Raw genomic sequence first — 18,766 nt, forward strand, 5'->3', positions numbered from 1 at the left:
CTTGTTGAAATTTCTTAACTAATTCCCCGTCTTTTGGCGGGGTTCTTTGTAAGACTTATTAAAAACTCGCGTATGCAAATCTAGACTATGTCGCAGTTGTACGGATGCCGAATAATTCTCTGTAAAGAAACAGTCAATCTTAGCCCACAAAATATAAGGAACAATTATGAGTCTCGCTTCTTGGTTTCGCGGTTTAAAAGGTCGCCTCTTATTTGCAGCATTCTTGCCGATGATTGGCTTCGGAATTATTTTTTCAGTCGCACTGAATGGTTTGAACAAAACACAAGTGATTATCGAAGACGCTCACACATTGATCATCCCGAATCTGCAAGCGATCAGTGAAATGCGCCAATCACGCAATAAATTCGGTTATCAAGTGTGGTCGGGAATTGATGCCGCCGGCAATCCAGAAGAACGCGCAAAAAGAGTTAAAAGTGCGCGCGAAGCAATGGAAGAGTTTTCGACAAACTATACGAAATATGTGAATGCTAAATTTGTCGAGGGCGAAGCTGAAATCCACGATAAAGCCAAAGACTCCGTAAAACCACTTTTGGCATCTATGGAAAAAATCGTGGGCCTTCTCGAAAAAGGTACACCGGAGGCAATCACTGAAGCGAAGGCTGAACTCTCAGGCTCCTTCAACAAACACGGCTCTATCGTCCGCGATTTCAACCGTGAAGTGGACGCTCTCTACACGAAGGTCGCCGAGCGCGATGCCGTTATTGCTAAAGACACTCGCACTTTTGTTTTGAATATGTTGATCCTCATTACGATAGTATCAGCCCTTGTGATCTTCTCGACTCTTTTGTGGATGGGCGCAAGCATCTCTAAATCCGTTGGCGGAATTGCTGACAGCTTAGCACAAGCTGGTAATCAAGTGGCATCTGCAGTGGAACAATTAAATGAAGCTGGTAATAGCTTGTCACAATCTTCAACGGAAGCAGCCGCTTCACTTGAAGAAACTGTGGCAGCCCTTGAAGAAATGACTTCAATGGTGCAAATGAACTCTGACAACGCAAAACAAGCAGCCGCCCTTTCAGTTTCTTCTCGCGAAGCAGCTGAAACAGGTGAACATGAAATCAAGACTTTGATTTCTTCAATGACTGAAATTTCTCAATCATCTAAAAAAATCGAAGAGATCATCTCGGTTATCGACGATATCGCTTTCCAAACAAATCTTTTGGCCTTGAACGCGGCGGTTGAGGCCGCTCGTGCTGGCGAACAAGGTAAAGGTTTCGCAGTTGTTGCCGAAGCTGTTCGTTCTCTTGCGCAAAGAAGTGCTTCTTCCGCAAAAGACATCTCAAGCCTGATCAAAGAATCAGTTGAGCAAATCGATAAAGGCAGCCAAATTGCTGACAAGAGCGGTGCTGTTCTTACTAACATCGTGAACTCAATCAAAAAAGTTTCTGACCTTAACAATGAAATCGCCGCTGCCAGCTCGGAACAAACAACTGGTATTCAACAAATTGGAAAAGCGATGAACCAACTCGATCAAGCATCGCAATCAAATGCCGCTTCAGCAGAAGAAATCGCGGCAACCAGCGGCGAAATCAACAATCTGGCGATGACGAATTTACGTCTCACAGTGGAACTGAACCACACCGTTTTGGGCGGAAAATCAGAGGACACGTCCCCTGTCCCTATGCCTACCGCAAAAGCAGAAACAAAAGCATCGTCTCAAAAAGCAAAAGCCAAAGTTATTGCAATGAGACGCCCCGCTAAGCCTGCTGCCCCAAAAGAATCCGCTGAAATGATCCCATTCGACGAAGACACACGTGCGAAGGTTGGAAGTACTGAAGGTTTCTGATAATCCCGAACCGCTCTCGCGAGGCCCTCTTTTGAGGGCCTTTTTTATTTAACCCCACTATAATGGAATAACTTGCACGTTTGTTGGGGGTTTTATGGTTTATCAATTCCGGCGCAAAGTCACCGGATTCAGTGTGGTGCACATGTGTGCTCACTTCGCCTGGCTGGGAGTTTTTATCTGTACACTCCCTGAGACTTTCACCCGTACCGAATTATTATGGCGACTCTGTATCTGGTCCGTTCTGTTTGCGATTCTTGCCTTTGTGATTCGCATGGTTTTTTTAAACAGAGAAATTCGCACCTTCCGAAGCGCACTTCGTAAGGCCGATGCATCCATTACCCGGGTGCTGGGGCAATTTGATGACTTCGGTGAACTGGCCACCGCTCACTATGAATACATTAAAAAAATGCCGATCAAAAATGAAACACAAGAACAATTGCATATTCAAGCCGATGAAATGAACTTGCGGCTTGAAAAGCTGTTATCTGATTTAGAAAATTTAAAACACTACTTGCACACTCTGCACGTAGAACAAAAGGAAATCAGCCCCGAAATTCAACAAAGACTCCGTCAACTGGAGTCGACTTACTATTATCGTTGACGGAATTTAGTGCGAAGATGCGTAAGAAGAGATTCACACACCTCTACTCGCAAAGCCGCGGAGATAAAAATATAAACAGCCGCACCAAAAAGGATGGTGAAGGCCAAAGCTCCGAAACGCACAAACTTGACGTCACCAAATTGTCGTAAAAGAATACTATCGATTTGCACAGCCACGACAAGAGCTGCTCCTGCCAAAAGCATTTTGCTAAACTCACGAGCGGTTTTCTTCAGTGGCAGTGTGACTCGAATATACCGAAGGGCGATGACCAAAAGGACAAACTGGAAGGTCATCGCCAGCATGCTTGAAAAAACCAACCCGGCAAGTCCCCACTGCGCAATCCAAAATGGTGCCATCACAAAATGGCTCACCAAGGCCAACACAGCAAAAACAGCGGGTACCCATCCCTGCTTGAAGGCATAAAATGCCGGAGCAAGCACACGTCCACCCGACACCACTATCAAACTCAAAGAATAAACGCGCAAAACCTCAGCTGTGGCCTCCGCGTCAACAGCATTAAACTGTCCACGCATGAAAAGAACTTCCACAATCGGACGAGCCAGGAAAAACAAACCCAGCGCCGAAGGAATTCCAAAAAAGAAATTTACCAAAAGCTGATCGGCCAAAGTCTCGCGAAAACGTTCATGCTGGTGACCTTGAGCAAACTCGCTCAACATCGGAAGCAAAGCCGTTCCCAAACTCACCGATACTAAAGCCAGGGGTAATTCCAACAAACGATCCGCCCAATAAATATAAGAAATCGCCCCGGCCGCCAATGCACTGGCAAAATAGAGATTGAGCAAAGTCATAAACTGCGAAAGGCCTGTGCCCAACAACCCCGGCAAGATTGGCAAAAGCACGCGTTTTAAATCCGCCGACCAGAAATCAGATTTCCACTGCGGCAGATAGTTTCGAGATTTCAATGCGAACCACAAAATCGCCGCCTGCAAAACTCCACCAACTAAAACGCCCCACGCAAGTTGATCCCCCGCCACCGGAAACCATTCCGAAGGCATAAAGGTAAATACCAGCATCGCGATATTTAAAAGCGCAGGAGCTGCCGCTGGGAGCCCAAAACTCCCTAAGGCATTAAGCAAGCCCATAAAATAGGCGTACTGACTGACAAAGAAGACAAAGCCCAACATGATCCGCGCCATGCGAACCGTGAGTTCCCATTTCACCGTATCGAGATGATAGTTTTCCGCCAACAGCACATGCAGGATCTGCTCGGTGGTCACAAAGCCTAAAACCGTCAGAACCGAAAGCAACAACAGCAAGAATGTATAAACAGAATTGACCAGATTGCGGGCGCGAACTCCGGTGGTATCTTGAGCTGAAACCTCAACAAAAACCGGAATAAAGCTCACAGAGAGGGATCCCTCCCCCAAAAGGCGCCGAAAAAGATTGGGAATACGGAAGGCTGCCGCCCAAGCATCGGTGATGATCCGATCAAAGAGCGCCGCCATCGCCACATCCCGGAACAGACCCAAAACGCGGCTCGTTAGGGTTCCGGAGGCCATGGAAAAAGCCCGTTTGAGGACCTTTTTTCGATCTTCTTTTAATCCGCTTGCTTCCCGAGACACCCTATGTTAATCCCTTTTATTCGTTTTAAAGATCCAAGATTACTGTGGAGGTTATCCCTTGGCAAATCATAAGTCTGCAGCAAAAAGAGCTCGTCAAGCCGTTAAAAAAACTAACGTAAACAACGCACGTAAAAGCCGCGTAAAAACAGCTGAAAAAAGCTTGTTGAAAGCGATCCAAGCAAAAGATGTAAAAGCACTTCCTGTTCTTTTGCAGAAGTTCACATCTGAAATCATGAAAGCCGCTAAAACTGGCGTTATGAAAAAAGAAACTGCTTCTCGCCGTATCGGTCGCGTATCTGCACGCGTATCTGCTACGAAGTAGTAGTTAGTTAATTGAGTTTGCTGACTTCATCTTTTCGGGCCGATACAAAGGCCCGAATCTGACGTTTGATAGCAAAAGCGATATCGCTAAAGCTCAATCCGTGGGTGACTTTTTGGTCACCCTCTTTTTTTTGTGTTGAGCGCACCACTGCGCGCAGACTGACAAAATCCCCTGATGGGACTTGGAAGTTGATCACAAGCTCGCGCCCCTCAGTCAAAACATACTCCGATAATATCGAAATACCGCCTTCCCCGATCTCCCCCGTATCCACAACAAAGTAAGTGCCATCGCAAAGCACACCGGCTTTACGCTTCATCGTACGACGCGGAAACTGTCGGCGGAAATATCCTTTGTCCTCATAGGGTTGTTGCTGCGAACTCATGACAGTCTTATCGGCAGAATGTCGGGGAAAAATAAGGGCTCAGATCGACTTAGGACCTAGGTCATGGACGGCTGGTTGCCACAGGTTTTAAGCACCATATTCTCAAGCCAGATATGACTTGAGAGCGGAGAGGACTTCAAAGCCTTGTCAGTCTCAGAAAGAACAACCAAGGTCTGCTCAAGCTTCTTCATCGTCCAGAGGCGAGATTGCTCGATATAATTCTCAAGGAAATAAGGCGGAACCTGTGCATAGTGAGCAAGCTTGGCTCCATGCAAGTTCTCTTCAAGACCGCGCTTCACAGTGAGCAAGATACGCACGTGGCGCGCCACCAGCGACACAATCCCCATCTCACTCTGCCCTTGATCCAAAAGTTGCACCAAGTGCTCAAGAGCGGTGACACGGTCGTTGTTACCGATAGCTTTGGTAAAATCAAAAACGTTTTCTTCTTTTGAGCGAGACACCACTTGTGCGACGTCTTGAAGCTCAATACGACGTTTGCCTTCAACGTACTCACCGAGTTTTTTAAGCTCCCCTTCGATCTCCGTCAGATGATGACCCACAAGTTTGTGCAACAAGTGAATCGCTTCATTGCTGATCGTAAGACCCAAGCTTTGTGCGATATAGTTGATCCAAGAAGGAATCTGATTTTCGTAAGGCTTTTTAAATTCGATACACGATGCTTTATCCAACAACGTGCGGATTTGTTTTTTACGTTTGTCCACGCGCGAAGCCGTGATCACAAACACAGTTGAATCCACTGGATTTTCAAACAAGGACTCAAGCTCCGCCCATTCTTTATCCGAAAGCTCTTGAGCTTCCTTCAAAATAACCAAGCGAGAAGGAGCCATCATCGGCAATGTTTCAACGGCATCGCGCACAACTGTGACGTCAGCGTCGCTTGCATAAAAAAGACTGTAGTTGAAATCGATCGCGCCTTCAGTCAAAACAGCGTACTTAAATCGCTCAACACTTTGGTTGATCAGATAAGGTTCTTCGCCAAAAAGAAAATACAGCGGTGTAAGCTGACCTTTCTCTAGATCGCGATAAAACTTCTGTGCTTCGATAAGCGCCATTGTGCTGTTTAGTTCCTAAGATGATGATTAGAAATTCTCAGTAATACGATCATGCGCTTCGGCCATTAGGTCCGTCGCCATGACGTCAATGTTTTGCCTTCGCGCAGAAAGATTGTAAAGAGGATTCACCGAGTTTACGCCCGCAAGCGTCACTAGAGGTGCCTGATAAGTACGCTCACCACTGAACCCACCACTCCACAACTCCGTACCATCTGCTTGACGTACAACTTTGACAGTTACTGTAAGGAGAATACGATACTCTGACGCAAGAACAGTTCCATTCGGAAGATAGAATGCAGACGAGTCACCCGCGGTACGTTTTGCACCCGGCAGGTACTGCACGCTTGTAATTTCTCCGATGACAGAAACCTCCGACAAAGAATTGTCCACAACACGCGCAATACGCGAACGCTGAAACTCTTGAATTAAATTATTTGTAAAGCCAACTTCGATTCCCGTTTCTTGAGTTCTGTTACGGAAAATCGGAACAGAAATTTGCTTGTATCCGCCCGGAATACTACGTGATGGAGTGCCTAGACGATAAGCACAACCCGACAGAAACAAACTGCCAAACAAGACAAAAACCAAGGAATTACGAAAAGCTTTAAAGATTGCGTCCACGGGCCCAGTTGAGTATAAAATGAGACAGATATCAAGGAAGAAACATGGCATCAGATGATAGTTTCTCTTATAGTTTGTTGGCACCGGGCCCCGTAAATATTCACCCGGATGTGCGTCAAGCCTTGAGCTTGCCGATGATTCATCACCGCACGCCAGAGTTCGACAAAATTCTGAAAAAAGTTTTACAGGGAATGAAGACTGTTTTTCAAACGGCGCAAGACGTTTATATGCTGACATCGACAGGCTCTGGCGGAATGGAAGCCCTGCTCGTCAATTTGATGTCACCAGGCGAAAAAGTTTTGGCGATTGTTTCTGGTAAATTCGGCGAGCGCTGGGCGGAAATGGCCAAAGTTTTTGGCGCTGAAGTGATCACGTACAATGTTCCGTGGGGCGAAGCCGCTGAAATTTCTGAAGTTCAAAATCTGCTCCGTCAACATCCTGATACAAAATTAGTTCTCTGCCAAGCTTGCGAAACCAGCACGGCGGTGGCGCATCCCATTCGCGAAATCGCTGAAGTTATTCACAAGCTGCCAAATACATTATTCTTGGTAGATGCGATCACGGCATTAGGCGCCTACCCTCTGCCAATGGATGAGTGGCATATTGACGGCATCGTCGCCGGTTCACAAAAAGCCTTTATGCTTCCAACTGGCATGTCCTTTGTGTCCTTGTCGGCCAAAGCATGGCAACACGTTGAAAACGCAAAGTGCCCCCGTTTTTATTTTGATTTGCGCAAAGAGAAAAAAGCCAACAGTGCTGGAGAAACTTTTTATTCTTCTAACGTTGCCGTCATTCGTGGCCTGGCGGTCGTCTTAGATATGATCGAACAACGAGGACTTAATGCTCTTTTCCACGATATTCAAAGACGTGCGGAGTTCACTCGCAAATGGGGTCAAAAATTAGGCTTAAAGCTTTATGCAAAAAGCCCCAGCGATTCTGTGACAGCACTGATGATGCCTACGACAATTGATGGACAAAAAGTGCGTTTGCATCTGGAAGAAAAATACAACATCACAATCATGGGCGGGCAAGATCAAGCCAAAGGCAAAATCATTCGCATCGGTCATATGGGTTATATTCGTGACGCCGAGATGGTGCACCTTTTGGAATCGCTAGGAAAAACGTTGCAACATTTTGACCCTCATTTTATTTCCGATGCAGATTTAATTAAGTTAGTCGCAGATGCAAAAGCGGATTTGGAGAAGCATTCGTGAAGAAAAAAGTTTTGATCACGGATCGTTTCGCTCAAGATAGTTTTTTATTCCTGCAACAACAGGGAAATCTAGAAGTCGTTCGCGCCGACAATCCTCAACATTTGCCACTGGAGCATTTGGTAAGCGCAAATGCCTTGATCATCCGCAGTCGCACACGCATTGATGAAGAACTTTTGAAAAAAGCTCGACAGTTGCAAGTGATCATCACCGGCACAAGTGGTTTTGATCATATTGATCTCGATGCCACTCAAAAATGGGGTGTCACGGTCATGCACACGCCCACAGCAAATATCGAATCCGCTTCACAACTGACATGGGCTCTTGTTCTTAGCTGCGTCAACAAACTCGTCCCTGCTTATAAAATGATCAAAGCCGGCGAATGGAACCGTGATCAACTCACCGGAATGGAATTAGCAGGCCGAACATACGGAATCGTCGGCCTTGGCCGCATCGGTTCACGAGTCGCTGAAATTGCCCAAGCTTTCCGCATGAATGTGGTCGCATTTGATCCGTACCAAGAAGATGAAGTCTTTGAACGCCTCAATATCCCACGTTTGTCCTACGAAGAAGTTCTAAAAACAGCAGATGTGGTGAGCTTCCATGTTCCAAAAACGCTTGAAACTGACAATATGCTGAACCGTTCCCATTTTGAATACATTCACAGAGGAATTGTTCTGATCAACACATCACGCGGTTCGGTGATTAACGAAGCCGATCTGTGTGAGGCCATTGAAAAAGGTTGGGTCAAAGCAGCAGGTTTAGATGTTTTCGAAAAAGAACCTCTACCCCGCACGTCAAAACTGCTCAATTTGAATCAGGTTGTTTTGACTCCACACATTGGAGCTACGACCGAGGATGCGTTCTATAAAGCCTCCCAAATCGCCGCTAATAAGCTTATGGGCTTCTTTATTGACGGATCCACCTCTGACACCCTCCCGCCAAGAGTTCCCTGGTACGGAGCCGCTCCATTTAAAGGAGAATAAAACTTGCCTGCCCCCCGCAGTTGCGAGACATTTCAAGGGTCTTTTTTTGAGGGGTTTTTGAAATGTCAGGCATCGTTGTTGTTGGCGCCCAGTGGGGCGATGAAGGTAAAGGAAAATTAGTAGACGTCTTCGCTGAAAAAGCAGACATGGTCGTTCGCTACCAAGGTGGCGCAAACGCAGGACACACGCTTGTAGTTAACGGCGAAAAAACAGTTCTGCACTTGGTTCCAAGCGGAATCTTAAGACCGGATACAACATGCGTGATTGCTTCTGGTGTTGTGATCGACGTTTTCGGTATTCGTGATGAAATCAACAAATTAAAAAAATCCAACTTGTTGATGAACCCGCGCCAACTTTTAATCTCTGATACAGCGACAATCATCCTGCCGTACCACAAGGCCTTAGATGCTGCTCGCGAAAATGCCCTGAGCCCAGAAGAAAAAATCGGCACAACAGGAAAAGGCATCGGCCCTGCTTACGAAGACCGCGCGTCTCGCAGAGCTGTTCTGTTTGGTGACATCTTCGACCAACAAACTTTAAAAGCAAAACTAGAACTAGCATTGACGGAAAAAAATCACATGCTAGCCAATTTCTACAAAGGCCCTACTTTCAAAGTTGAAGACTTGATGAAAGATCTTTTGGCACTTGCAGAAGAACTTGCTCCGTACCGTTTGAAAGACTGCTCACTGTTCATCAGTAAAAGCTTAAAAGCCGGAAAGCGCGTGATGTTCGAGGGCGCTCAAGGAACAATGCTGGATATCTTGCACGGAACATATCCGTTCGTAACAAGCTCCTCGACATTGTCTTCAAACGCTTGCACCAGCGCAGGTATTGGCCCGACAAATATTTCGAAAGTGATCGGCGTATTTAAAGCTTACACAACACGTGTAGGCGGCGGCCCGTTCCCGACTGAGCTTAACGACGAAATCGGAAACAAAATCCAAACAGACGGCCACGAGTTCGGCTCAACAACAGGAAGAGCACGTCGTTGCGGTTGGTTGGATCTAGTTGCATTGAAATATGCTATTCGCGTGAATGGCATCACGAACCTTGCGATGATGAAGTTAGATGTTCTAACAGGTCACGAGCGCATCGGCGTGTGCACAGCGTACAAATTGAACGGCGAAATTCTAACTGACCTTCCAACTTCACCATACGAACTGGAAAAAGTAGAACCAGTTATTGAATGGATCCCAGGCTGGAAAGAAGATCTCACGAAGGTGAAAACACTGCTAGATCTGCCACGCCCAACAACGAACTTCATCGACTACGTAGGCTCACAATTGGGCACACCAATCGACGTGATTTCCGTTGGCCCGGGCCGCGAGCAGACTCTCTGGGTCAAGCCTTTGTTCAACAATTAAGCATACTTGAGAGGTCTTCGCACTCGCGAGCGCGAGATTGCTGAAGACCTCAGCAAAAACGATTTTTTCATAAAAAAAGTTTAAAAATTTTTAAAAAACAGCAAGAAATCGTATTGACTTTGGACCCCGGTTACTACAAATTAGCACTTCCTCAAACGGACAGTGGTTCGCTAGCTCAGCTGGTAGAGCACTTCACTTTTAATGAAGGGGTCGATGGTTCGAATCCATCGCGAGCCACCATTTTAGTTCGTTTGTTTTCTCTATACGTTCCCATCGTCTAGGGGCCTAGGACACCTCCCTTTCACGGAGGATACAGGGGTTCAAATCCCCTTGGGAACGCCAAATTTTGAAACTAAAAATAAAAAACCCGAATCGAAAGATTCGGGTTTTTTATTTTTACTTCCAGTCTGTCGCCCCCAAGGGGATCTGAACTCAAAAGTGGGGTTCACTCGGCGGCGCACGAAGCGCCCCCGAGGGTGCCGAAGGCAGTCCAACGGACCGAGCGCCCGGATGGCGCGAGCCCCATCCCCGCGAACCACTGAACCAAAACCGCGAGTTTCAAGCGAAGCGAGAAACAAGCCAGGAAAAAAAGCGACTTGCGAAAGCAAGGAGCCCGTCCTAAAAAAAGAAAATGAAATAAAAAGTCAGAACATACGAAGAATCCGATATTCCAGCAGCTCGTGGCATCTACGAAGTGGAATGGAAGGGATAAAAAGTGAAAACCATCACCACCACCTACGACCCAACAACAAATCTCCTTACCACGACATACAAAGGTCCCCTCACCGCCGAAGACGCAAAAACCTGGGAGTCCCAACTCACTGAAGCAACAGAAAAAATCCCAGCCAACACAGACTTCAAACTTCTCCTCGATATCCACAGCTTCGAACCCATCAACATCGACGCCCACAAAGCCATGCGCAACATCATCCCGATGCTGCTCGCAAACCACGGACTCAGGCCCGCTTTCATTGACCTCTTCGATGAAAAACCAGAGCTCCCAATTAAAATTGAAAACGGAAAAAGGTGCGTAGCCTTCGCTAACGTTCACCACGAAGAAAATAAAATGGCCGACTATCAAAGACGCATTGGCAAACCCAATCAGCACTTCTTTACGGACTATGAAAAAGCAAAAGCTTGGATTTTAAGCTTATAAACACAACGGGGATCGACGGTTTAGGAAACCGCCGCTTACATCTTCCCCGTCATCATCCCCTTCCAGTACATCACCGGAAGAAGATCTTTCTTTAAGATCCACATACTACGACGCTCTTTTGTCATATCTATTGGGAACGTCGGCATGAGCTTGCCGTCATAACCAAATTCCGCAAGAGCTACTTTCCCAAAGCCGGTAATAAGCGGGCATGAAGAGTAGCCATCATACTGCAGACTTGGCACACGTCCATTCATCACATCGATCATATTCTGCACAACAATTGGAGCTTGCTTACGAATAGCAGCGCCAGTTTTAGAGTTCGGTACACCCGTCACATCACCAATACCGAACACGTTTTTATGATCTTGATGTTGCAAAGTGAACTGATCCACTTTCAGCCAACCCGTTTGCGGGCCACTGGTAAAAGCCAATCCCGACTCACTCACATACTCATGCGCACGCATTGGTGGCACCACATGAAGCAAATCGTAATTCATTTCCACCAAATCAATATGAACCTTCGCTTCACCATTCACCACAGTTTCAGTTGCTCGCTCAAATACGGCGATACGCTCAGCCGCTTTCACTTCAATAAGCTTGTGGGAAAAATGAACAGAAATCTTTTTACGCTCTACAACTTTCATTAAAGTCGCCGCAAAAGAAGGAACTCCGAAAATCACTTTCCCTGCAACGGTAAATGTGACACGCGAATGCTGGCGCACACCGTTTTTGCGAAAGATATCATCAGCCAAGTACATAATTTTCTGAGGAGCGCCTGCGCACTTAATCGGAACTGGCGGCATCACAAAAATCGCATCGCCGCCTTTAAAGGCCTGAATCATTTGCGCTGTTTTTTCGGCATCTTGATATTGATAAATACTGCACAGACCGTTTTTACCAAGATTGCCTTCGAGACCTTTGATTTTTGCCCAATCCAATTTCAAACCTGTTGCAACCAACAAAAATTCATAACTGATTTCTTTTCCGGACACGCAAACAACTTTGTTATCGCGAGCTTTGACTTCTTTGACACTGTCTTGAATCCACAACACTCCGTCGGGAATCATCGCCGCCATCGGTTTTTGCGTTTTTTCTTTACGCACAAGTCCAGCACCAACCAGAGTCCACAACGGTTGATAGTAGTGATATTGAGCAGGCTCAATGATTGCGATGTCACGAGGTTGAAGATGTTTGGTAAGGCGTGCAGCCGCTGCTACACCACCAGAACCGGCACCTAAAATCAAAACTTTGACATGTTGTAGAGCCATTTATTTCTCCCGTTCATAGGTTAAATCAACAGCTCACCAGTCAAAGTGATTTCGAATTCAGATTCAATTTATTTTTTATTAAAAGAATTAACAGGCGGAGAATGAACCAGGCAGGTCCATTCTCTCAAAATTATTTACCAACGGTGCCAGGAACACCATCAAACAAAAGACCGACAGAAAAATAAGATCCCGATAGATCAAGCGTATCGATAGAAGCATTCGTCGTACCCGAACGCTTTAAACTATCCACTTTATTAGTTTCAAAGCCACCCTCAACAACGAAGAAGAATTGCTTGTAGCCAATCGCGAACGACATGCCGGCCGCAGCAATTGGAGTCGCCACCCAGTCATTCGATTCTTTTCGAGTGTACTCGCCATCGATAGAACCTGTTTTCACTGTCATTGTCGTATTACTTCCACCGACTCCGGCAAACGCATCAAGCTTGATAATATCTGTTTGATAAAAAGGCACGCGAGCTAAAAACATAATTGAGTCTTGATCAATGCGAGCTTTGTAATCCGTCGCGGAACTAGCAGGATCTTCTTCAACCTCACCAAGTCGTTTCGTATAGCGCATACCTACATCAAGATATTTATAAAGAGGATACGTGATATCAATCCCCATGCGATTGACCTGTTCAAATTTTTTCAAGCCTTCTGAAGCCAAGGTATCATTCGTATTTTTGGGATCCACGCTCAGCATCCCCAGATACAAACGACCCTGAACCGGAATTTCCTTTGCAGATGCTAGATGTGTAGTGAATAAAACAGCCGTGAACGACGCGAACATGAGTGCAGATTTCAACATATTTTCCCCTCTGAAATTTAAGAATATGCGGACCCACATAAGTGCTCAAGTCCAGAGTGCTTTTCTGCACTGATGATTGTGTTAACTTTCAATTTGTTTAGTCTAGGAGCTATTCTGAAAACCAATCCCTCAATTATGAGAAAATAAGGATTTGAACTGAGCCATTTCAACTCTTCAGTAAGGAGAAGATCTATGAGGTTGGACCCGGTTCCGGCAACCGTTTCTCTGACTGCTCTTCGGGCAATTAAAACAGTCCTTTTGGCCGCTTCTCCCGATGGAAATCTGTCTCAGCTCCAAGAAGAGTTCGCTAATAGCGTTCAAACACATATCCTAAAAACTACATTCCCCCTTGAAGCCCTTCCCCTTATTACCGCTGAAGACCTGCGCGATCGGTTATCTGAAATCGATCACCGAAATCGCATTTTGCGCGCACTGATTGTTGCGGCATGCATCGACGGAGAAATGAAAGCCTCTGCCGTTGCAAAGGTCGAAGAATTTGCCAGATGTCTTGCAGTCGATCTCAGTCCGGTAGAAACAGCATGGAAACTTGCAAATCAAAATCTTCTTTTTGCTCGAATTGACATTATTCGAAGATCACTTCCCGGAGTTAAAATGAAAGAAGTGATAGACAACGATGGCGTACTGGAAGGCCTTAAACAATTTTTCCCGCTGGCCGGAATAGAGCTTGATGAAGTGGCTGCCAAATATAGAGCACTAGAGCACTACCCTGAAGGCACACTCGGAAAAGAATATGTAAATTACCTGAGACGAAATGATTTTCCTTTTCCTGGAGAAATAGGGGCTGGGCCTGAAATCATCGTCATTCACGATTGCTTACACGTTCTCGGAGACTACGGTACATCTCCCTCGGAAGAAGTCGAAGTGGCAAGTTTTCAGGCCGGCTGTCATTTCGAAGAGCCTCTCTATGGATTGTTATTTGGTCTTGCGCAGTACCATTTAAATATTCAGATGGGACATATTTCCCCCGCTCAACCTCTGCAGGCCGATCCCGAAAAAATGCTGGCTGCTTATGTTCGTGGTTGCAGTGTCAATCGCGACATGTGGCGTGATTTTAATCCATGGGATCACTTTGCAAAACCGGTCAAAATCATTCGACAAGAAATCGGTCTCATCTAAACGAGGTGTCTGAAATCCCTTTACTGCGAGCTTTTTTCGTTTGTACTCTTGAAGAGTTAATAAACATTCGGAGGCTATACATGAAGTTACCCCACGTGAAAGTCATCCCCGCCGTTGTCGCTTTTGTTATTGTTTGTCTTTTTTGGTTTGTGATAACTCCACCTGAAGGTGTTGACATCAATGCCTGGCGCTTGCTCGGTATTTTTATCGGCACCATTGTCGCAATTATCGGCAAAGCGCTGCCCATCGGTGGAGCTGCAATGATCGGTATTTTGACAGTGGGAATCACCCAAGTCACAAATCCCGGCAACCCCAGCAAAGCGATGGCAGACGCTCTGAGTGGTTACTCAAACACCTTGATTTGGCTGATCGGGATTTCATTTTTCATTTCACGAGCATTTATTAAAACCGGTCTGGGCTCGCGAGTGGCTTACCACTTCGTCAAAGCCATTGGTAAAAAAACTCTCGGGATCAGTTACGGACTCTCTTTTGCGGAACTTGTGCTGTCACCTGTTATGCCTAGCAACACCGCACGTGGCGGTGGTGTCCTATATCCGATCAACCGTTCGATTTCAGAATCTATGGGTTCACTCCCTGATGAAGCTTCACGTTTAAAAGTCGGAGCTTTCCTGACTCTTGTCGCCTATCAAATTAACATCATCACCTCCGCAATGTTTGTCACGGCCACTGCGCCGAACCCTTTAGTGACAGCCGGAATTAAAGATATCGCGCACATTGAAGTATCCTGGGGACAATGGGCCTTAGCTGCGATTGTTCCAGGCCTTCTCGCGATATTAATTATTCCTTGGGTGCTTTACATGGTTTATCCACCGGAGATCAAATCAACACCCAATGCCTCTGCTTTCGCTAATCAAAAACTCCAAGAACTCGGTCCCATCAAATTGGAAGAGAAAATTCTCATCGGCGTTTTCTTTTTATTACTTTTTATTTGGGCAGGCGGTCCGGAGCTGATTTCAGATCATCACCTTTTACAAATTGATGCGACAGCCGGAGCCTTTGTCGGACTTGGCGTTTTATTATTCAGCGGTGTGCTGACTTGGGACGACCTGCTGAAAGAAAAAGGAGCCTGGGATACGGTGACTTGGTTCTCATCACTGGTGATGATGGCCACCTTCCTCAACAAACTTGGCGTCGTAGCTTGGTTTTCAAAATCCGTTGAATCGTCAATTTCTCAATGGGGACTCGACTGGACGGCGGCTGCCGCCATTCTGGTTTTGCTTTATGTTTATATTCACTACTTCTTTGCCAGCAACACCGCGCATATCTCAGCCCTTTTTGCGTCCTTCTTTGGCGTGGGTGTCGCACTGGGTGCACCACCGTTGATGTTTGGTTTGTTCTTAGGATTTGCTTCATCCCTTTGCGCTTCGCTCACTCACTACGGGACAGGTTCAGCACCAGTGTTATTTGGTGCCGGTTACGTTTCAATGAAGGAATGGTGGCTTTGGGGATTTGTCGTCAGCGTTTTAAATCTTATTATCTTTGCCGTGGGCTGTGCCGTCTGGTGGAAGGTACTTGGTTATTGGTAACGTCAAAAACCCGAGTCGAAAGATTCGGGGTTTTTTATTTTTATAGACTTCTACTCCAAAGCGAGCACAAGCTGCAGGATTTCGGCCGTACCCTTTTCGACCTGTGGATGTCCAGCGTTGGTGTTGATGGTATAAATACGGTTCATAGCGGGCGCCACAGTCACGAACGCTAAATTAAAAGTATTATTTCCCATCATAAAATAAGCCGCTCCCTTCGCCCAAGGACGCTCTCCCCTTCCCATCGTGCTATACGTGAAAAAACCATCCGGCGCATTGGACAAAAGCTTATCGTAAGTACTTTGACTGACAAACTGGTGACGAACAGCTTCGTTACCGATATAGAATTTCAAAAACTTGCGCCAATCATTCGCACTGCAGTGAACTGTTCCCGCCGGACCAAGTGCCGCGGGATTGTCAGCAAGAGGACCCGGCGGAAGTGCAACAAGTTTCCCATCAACCATGTGATGTCCCCAAGGCTGCAAAGCTACCTTCTTGTCTTGAATGCCTGCTGGGCCAAAACCGCAAGAATTCATACCTAATTTTTGGAAGAGCTCCTTCTCAGTGACGTTTTCCCACGAGGATTTTTTAATAAGCTCAACAATCCAACCCAAAATCAAATAACTACTGTTGCTATATTCGGTTTTAGTTCCCGCCGTAAATCGAACAGGTGATTTCAAAATACTGCGCACCAGTTTTTCCCTGGCCACCTTGGGTTTTAATTTGTCCGTGAATAAACTATTCCAAAGTTTTTCATCAGTCGTAACATCAGCTAACCCACTTTGATATGCGAGCAGCTGTTCAACCGAAATAGATTGCACTGATGTGTGAAGTTTGTAACCCTTCGGCGCAATTTCAGCTAACGTCGTCGTCCACTTCAATTTCCCTTGGTCAATCAATTGTCCAACTAAAAAAGCCGTCATCGGTTTGGTACAAGAACCAATATGCCACTGGTCTTCACTCGTCACCGCAAGACTTTGACCAACGGCTCGCACTCCATCGACATACTCAAAAACTTTTCTGTCACCTTCGGTCACCAGGACCTGCAGTCCCGGCATCATGGATTTCGTTTGGATTTGTTTGATTTGCGCCGCCAGATCTTGGGGCTTGTTTTCAACAGGATCCGAAGCCGGTGTTCTTGAAACACAGGCGATCGTCGACAACAAGCTTAAAGACACAACCAATGAATTCAGTATTTTCATGCGCTAATCTTTCATACTGCTTTGTAAATCTAAAAGACTCTGCTGACTCACGCGAATAATTCCACGGCGAGGTCGATCGAGATCCTGAATTAGGGCTATCACAGCAGAAAACAAAAGACTCAGCATAAATATCCCAAACCGCGATTTTTTACCGGCTGTACCATCAATAAATCCCAACGAAGTCACACCTAAAAACGTCACGATAAAAATAATCAGATAAACCACTTCGGGAACTTGATTGTCCGTGGCAAAATGTCGCTCCGAACTCACATCAATAACATCATTCATTGCGGCGATATAAAGCCCCATGATCGGGGTTCGGTCCTTGGAAGCGAGTGGTTTTATATCTGCCCACAATGTGTCTTGCAAACTGACGGACCTTCCTCTGAGATTTTGAATTTTTGCTTTCTCATATCCAACATTGTAGGTGGCAATACGCAGCGAAACATACTCCCGCAGAGCCTCGCGCGCTTTGGTACGATAAGGCTCTGGAATAAGATCCGTGCGCAAGTAAGCAGTTCCAATAGCATTGGCTTCTTTCACGACGACTTCGCTTCGTCGGTTGTAGCGATCGACTGCCATTGAAAATGTGAAACCCAAAAGCAAAGCCAACAATCCCAGAATTGTAGTGGGTATAAAACTCGAATGCTCGACCACTTCTTTGTCGCGGAAATAATTTATTCCCAGTAAATACCCCAGAAAAGCTGACACCGGAAATACGATAACTAAAAATAAAAAGACCACATAAATTGGAATGTGATAAAGAAATTCAACAACCATATGAAACATTCTTAATGACCCGATGCTTTGGCCGATGAAGGACCATAATGAGGGATATTTAAAACGCGGGATTTTTTAAAAACCGAACAATAAAAATTCGCTGCCTCTTCCGCATTCCCATCAAACCACAGGCACGGAGTGATCTTTTCCATATAGACTCCTTCGTTTTCCCCATTCCCCATTCTAGAAAAGCTTTGAAAGTGGAGCGATGCAAAACCCCGTTAGGCGACAAAAGACAGAAATAGGCTTGTCAGCCCCCACGAAACTTCATACAGTCGACTTATGATTTGGACACAAAAACCGACGCCGGAAGCTTTGAAGAAATTGTCACCGAACACCATGGTGGAACACTTGGGTATTGAGTTCACCGAAGTCGGTGATGATTATATGATCGCCAAAATGCCAGTGGATCACCGTACAAAACAACCGGCGGGACTGCTCCATGGCGGTGCCTCTGTTGCTTTAGCGGAAACTCTTGGCAGTGTTGCGTCGGTATTCTGCCTCACATCTCCACAAAAAATGCCGGTTGGTATTGAGATCAATGCAAACCACTTGAAGTCAGCGACTTCAGGTTATGTTTCAGGCAAAGTGTCACCAATTCGCGTCGGCCAAAACCTTCATGTTTGGAACATCGAGATCCAGAACGATAAAAATGAAATCGTCTGCGTCAGCCGCCTGACAGTGATGATCGTCGATCGCAAGTAGAAATATTTCAATCAGCTAGGGATTTCCTGCTCCCAAAGGTCTCCTAAATAGCTCCTGGTGCAGAACAGTTCGGGGGGCTTTTTTTCGCCCCTAAGTCTCAATAATCCTACAATTTTTCCCCTAATTCGACTATATGAGTTTTCTTTAGGGGGTGTCGAAATTTCTCGGCACGATTCTTGGATTCATGCTTCCGGGGATTCGATTCACCGGTTTTCA

At 46.0% G+C, this 18,766-nt stretch carries 18 protein-coding genes, 2 tRNA genes and 1 pseudogene; 12 read left to right on the plus strand and 9 right to left on the minus strand.

The features are described from left to right. Positions 1–166 precede the first annotated feature (166 nt). Positions 167–1,807 carry a methyl-accepting chemotaxis protein gene (locus ACLWOR_RS14610; RefSeq protein WP_413941509.1) on the plus strand — a complete coding sequence of 547 codons (1,641 nt, stop codon included), beginning with the start codon at positions 167–169 and terminating at the stop codon, positions 1,805–1,807. A gap of 94 nt (positions 1,808–1,901) precedes the next feature. Then, complete coding sequence (locus ACLWOR_RS14615) at positions 1,902–2,408, plus strand: hypothetical protein (RefSeq protein ID WP_413941510.1); 507 nt, start codon at positions 1,902–1,904, stop codon at positions 2,406–2,408. Here ACLWOR_RS14615 and murJ read toward each other — a convergent pair. Further along, the gene (gene murJ / locus ACLWOR_RS14620; RefSeq protein WP_413941511.1) at positions 2,399–3,991 is read right to left on the minus strand and encodes a murein biosynthesis integral membrane protein MurJ; all 1,593 of its coding nucleotides are present in this window, start codon (positions 3,989–3,991) and stop codon (positions 2,399–2,401) included. The genes ACLWOR_RS14615 and murJ overlap by 10 nt on opposite strands. Before the next feature lie 58 nt (positions 3,992–4,049). On the opposite strand from murJ, the gene rpsT reads away from it, so the two are divergent. Further along, on the plus strand, positions 4,050–4,313 hold the full coding sequence (gene rpsT / locus ACLWOR_RS14625) for a 30S ribosomal protein S20 (RefSeq protein ID WP_413941512.1): 264 nt from the start codon (positions 4,050–4,052) through the stop codon (positions 4,311–4,313). 7 nt (positions 4,314–4,320) lie between these two features. Here the strand turns inward: rpsT and ACLWOR_RS14630 are convergent, their stop codons facing one another. From ACLWOR_RS14630 to ACLWOR_RS14640, 3 genes are read right to left on the minus strand one after another with little or no spacing between them, the layout of a single operon-like run. Then, complete coding sequence (locus ACLWOR_RS14630; protein WP_413941514.1) at positions 4,321–4,695, minus strand: PilZ domain-containing protein; 375 nt, start codon at positions 4,693–4,695, stop codon at positions 4,321–4,323. Between the two features lie 56 nt (positions 4,696–4,751). Next, positions 4,752–5,768: a DNA polymerase III subunit delta gene (gene holA / locus ACLWOR_RS14635; RefSeq protein ID WP_413941515.1), complete on the minus strand. Its 1,017-nt coding sequence runs from the start codon at positions 5,766–5,768 to the stop codon at positions 4,752–4,754. 27 nt (positions 5,769–5,795) lie between these two features. Continuing rightward, positions 5,796–6,389 carry an LptE family protein gene (locus tag ACLWOR_RS14640; RefSeq protein ID WP_413941516.1) on the minus strand — a complete coding sequence of 198 codons (594 nt, stop codon included), beginning with the start codon at positions 6,387–6,389 and terminating at the stop codon, positions 5,796–5,798. 44 nt (positions 6,390–6,433) lie between these two features. Here ACLWOR_RS14640 and ACLWOR_RS14645 point away from each other — a divergent pair, with 44 nt between their 5' ends. The 6 genes from ACLWOR_RS14645 to ACLWOR_RS14670 all read left to right on the plus strand — a co-directional run bounded on the left by ACLWOR_RS14645 (position 6,434) and on the right by ACLWOR_RS14670 (position 11,106). Further along, the gene (locus tag ACLWOR_RS14645; RefSeq protein WP_413941517.1) at positions 6,434–7,603 is read left to right on the plus strand and encodes a pyridoxal-phosphate-dependent aminotransferase family protein; all 1,170 of its coding nucleotides are present in this window, start codon (positions 6,434–6,436) and stop codon (positions 7,601–7,603) included. Then, entirely contained in the window at positions 7,600–8,586 is a 987-nt protein-coding gene (locus ACLWOR_RS14650) for a D-2-hydroxyacid dehydrogenase (protein WP_413941518.1), read from the plus strand. The genes ACLWOR_RS14645 and ACLWOR_RS14650 overlap by 4 nt, the downstream gene beginning before the upstream one ends. 62 nt (positions 8,587–8,648) lie before the next feature. After that, on the plus strand, positions 8,649–9,950 hold the full coding sequence (locus ACLWOR_RS14655) for an adenylosuccinate synthase (RefSeq protein ID WP_413941519.1): 1,302 nt from the start codon (positions 8,649–8,651) through the stop codon (positions 9,948–9,950). 164 nt (positions 9,951–10,114) lie between these two features. After that, a tRNA-Lys gene (locus ACLWOR_RS14660) sits at positions 10,115–10,190 on the plus strand. A gap of 26 nt (positions 10,191–10,216) precedes the next feature. Further along, positions 10,217–10,292: transfer RNA gene (locus ACLWOR_RS14665), tRNA-Glu, on the plus strand. A gap of 373 nt (positions 10,293–10,665) precedes the next feature. Further along, positions 10,666–11,106, plus strand: coding sequence for a hypothetical protein (locus ACLWOR_RS14670; protein ID WP_413941520.1), 441 nt, complete (start codon positions 10,666–10,668; stop codon positions 11,104–11,106). A gap of 35 nt (positions 11,107–11,141) precedes the next feature. On the opposite strand, the gene ACLWOR_RS14675 is transcribed toward ACLWOR_RS14670, so the two are convergent. Together ACLWOR_RS14675 and ACLWOR_RS14680 are read right to left on the minus strand one after the other, a co-directional pair. Further along, positions 11,142–12,374, minus strand: coding sequence for an FAD/NAD(P)-binding oxidoreductase (locus tag ACLWOR_RS14675; RefSeq protein WP_413941521.1), 1,233 nt, complete (start codon positions 12,372–12,374; stop codon positions 11,142–11,144). Between the two features lie 130 nt (positions 12,375–12,504). After that, the gene (locus ACLWOR_RS14680; protein ID WP_413941522.1) at positions 12,505–13,182 is read right to left on the minus strand and encodes a hypothetical protein; all 678 of its coding nucleotides are present in this window, start codon (positions 13,180–13,182) and stop codon (positions 12,505–12,507) included. A gap of 258 nt (positions 13,183–13,440) precedes the next feature. Between ACLWOR_RS14680 and ACLWOR_RS14685 the strand changes: the two genes are divergently transcribed. Beyond that, on the plus strand, positions 13,441–14,319 hold the full coding sequence (locus ACLWOR_RS14685; RefSeq protein ID WP_413941523.1) for a hypothetical protein: 879 nt from the start codon (positions 13,441–13,443) through the stop codon (positions 14,317–14,319). Positions 14,320–14,399: 80 nt separating this feature from the next. Then, the gene (locus tag ACLWOR_RS14690) at positions 14,400–15,866 is read left to right on the plus strand and encodes an anion permease (RefSeq protein ID WP_413941524.1); all 1,467 of its coding nucleotides are present in this window, start codon (positions 14,400–14,402) and stop codon (positions 15,864–15,866) included. Positions 15,867–15,916: 50 nt separating this feature from the next. On the opposite strand, the gene ACLWOR_RS14695 is transcribed toward ACLWOR_RS14690, so the two are convergent. The 3 genes and pseudogenes from ACLWOR_RS14695 to ACLWOR_RS14705 all read right to left on the minus strand — a co-directional run. Then, entirely contained in the window at positions 15,917–17,065 is a 1,149-nt protein-coding gene (locus tag ACLWOR_RS14695; protein ID WP_413941525.1) for a serine hydrolase domain-containing protein, read from the minus strand. Between the two features lie 3 nt (positions 17,066–17,068). Then, positions 17,069–17,845, minus strand: a complete 777-nt coding sequence (locus tag ACLWOR_RS14700; RefSeq protein WP_413941526.1) for a hypothetical protein — start codon at positions 17,843–17,845, stop codon at positions 17,069–17,071. Between the two features lie 17 nt (positions 17,846–17,862). Beyond that, positions 17,863–17,997: pseudogene (locus ACLWOR_RS14705) on the minus strand (VOC family protein); the annotation flags it as partial. A 130-nt stretch (positions 17,998–18,127) separates the two neighbouring features. Between ACLWOR_RS14705 and ACLWOR_RS14710 the strand changes: the two are divergent. Next, positions 18,128–18,550: a hotdog fold thioesterase gene (locus ACLWOR_RS14710; protein ID WP_413941527.1), complete on the plus strand. Its 423-nt coding sequence runs from the start codon at positions 18,128–18,130 to the stop codon at positions 18,548–18,550. Positions 18,551–18,766 lie beyond the last annotated feature (216 nt).

Origin of the sequence: Bdellovibrio sp. HCB2-146 (assembly GCF_047345725.1) — a bacterium.
Taxonomy (GTDB): Bacteria; Bdellovibrionota; Bdellovibrionia; order Bdellovibrionales; family Bdellovibrionaceae; genus Bdellovibrio.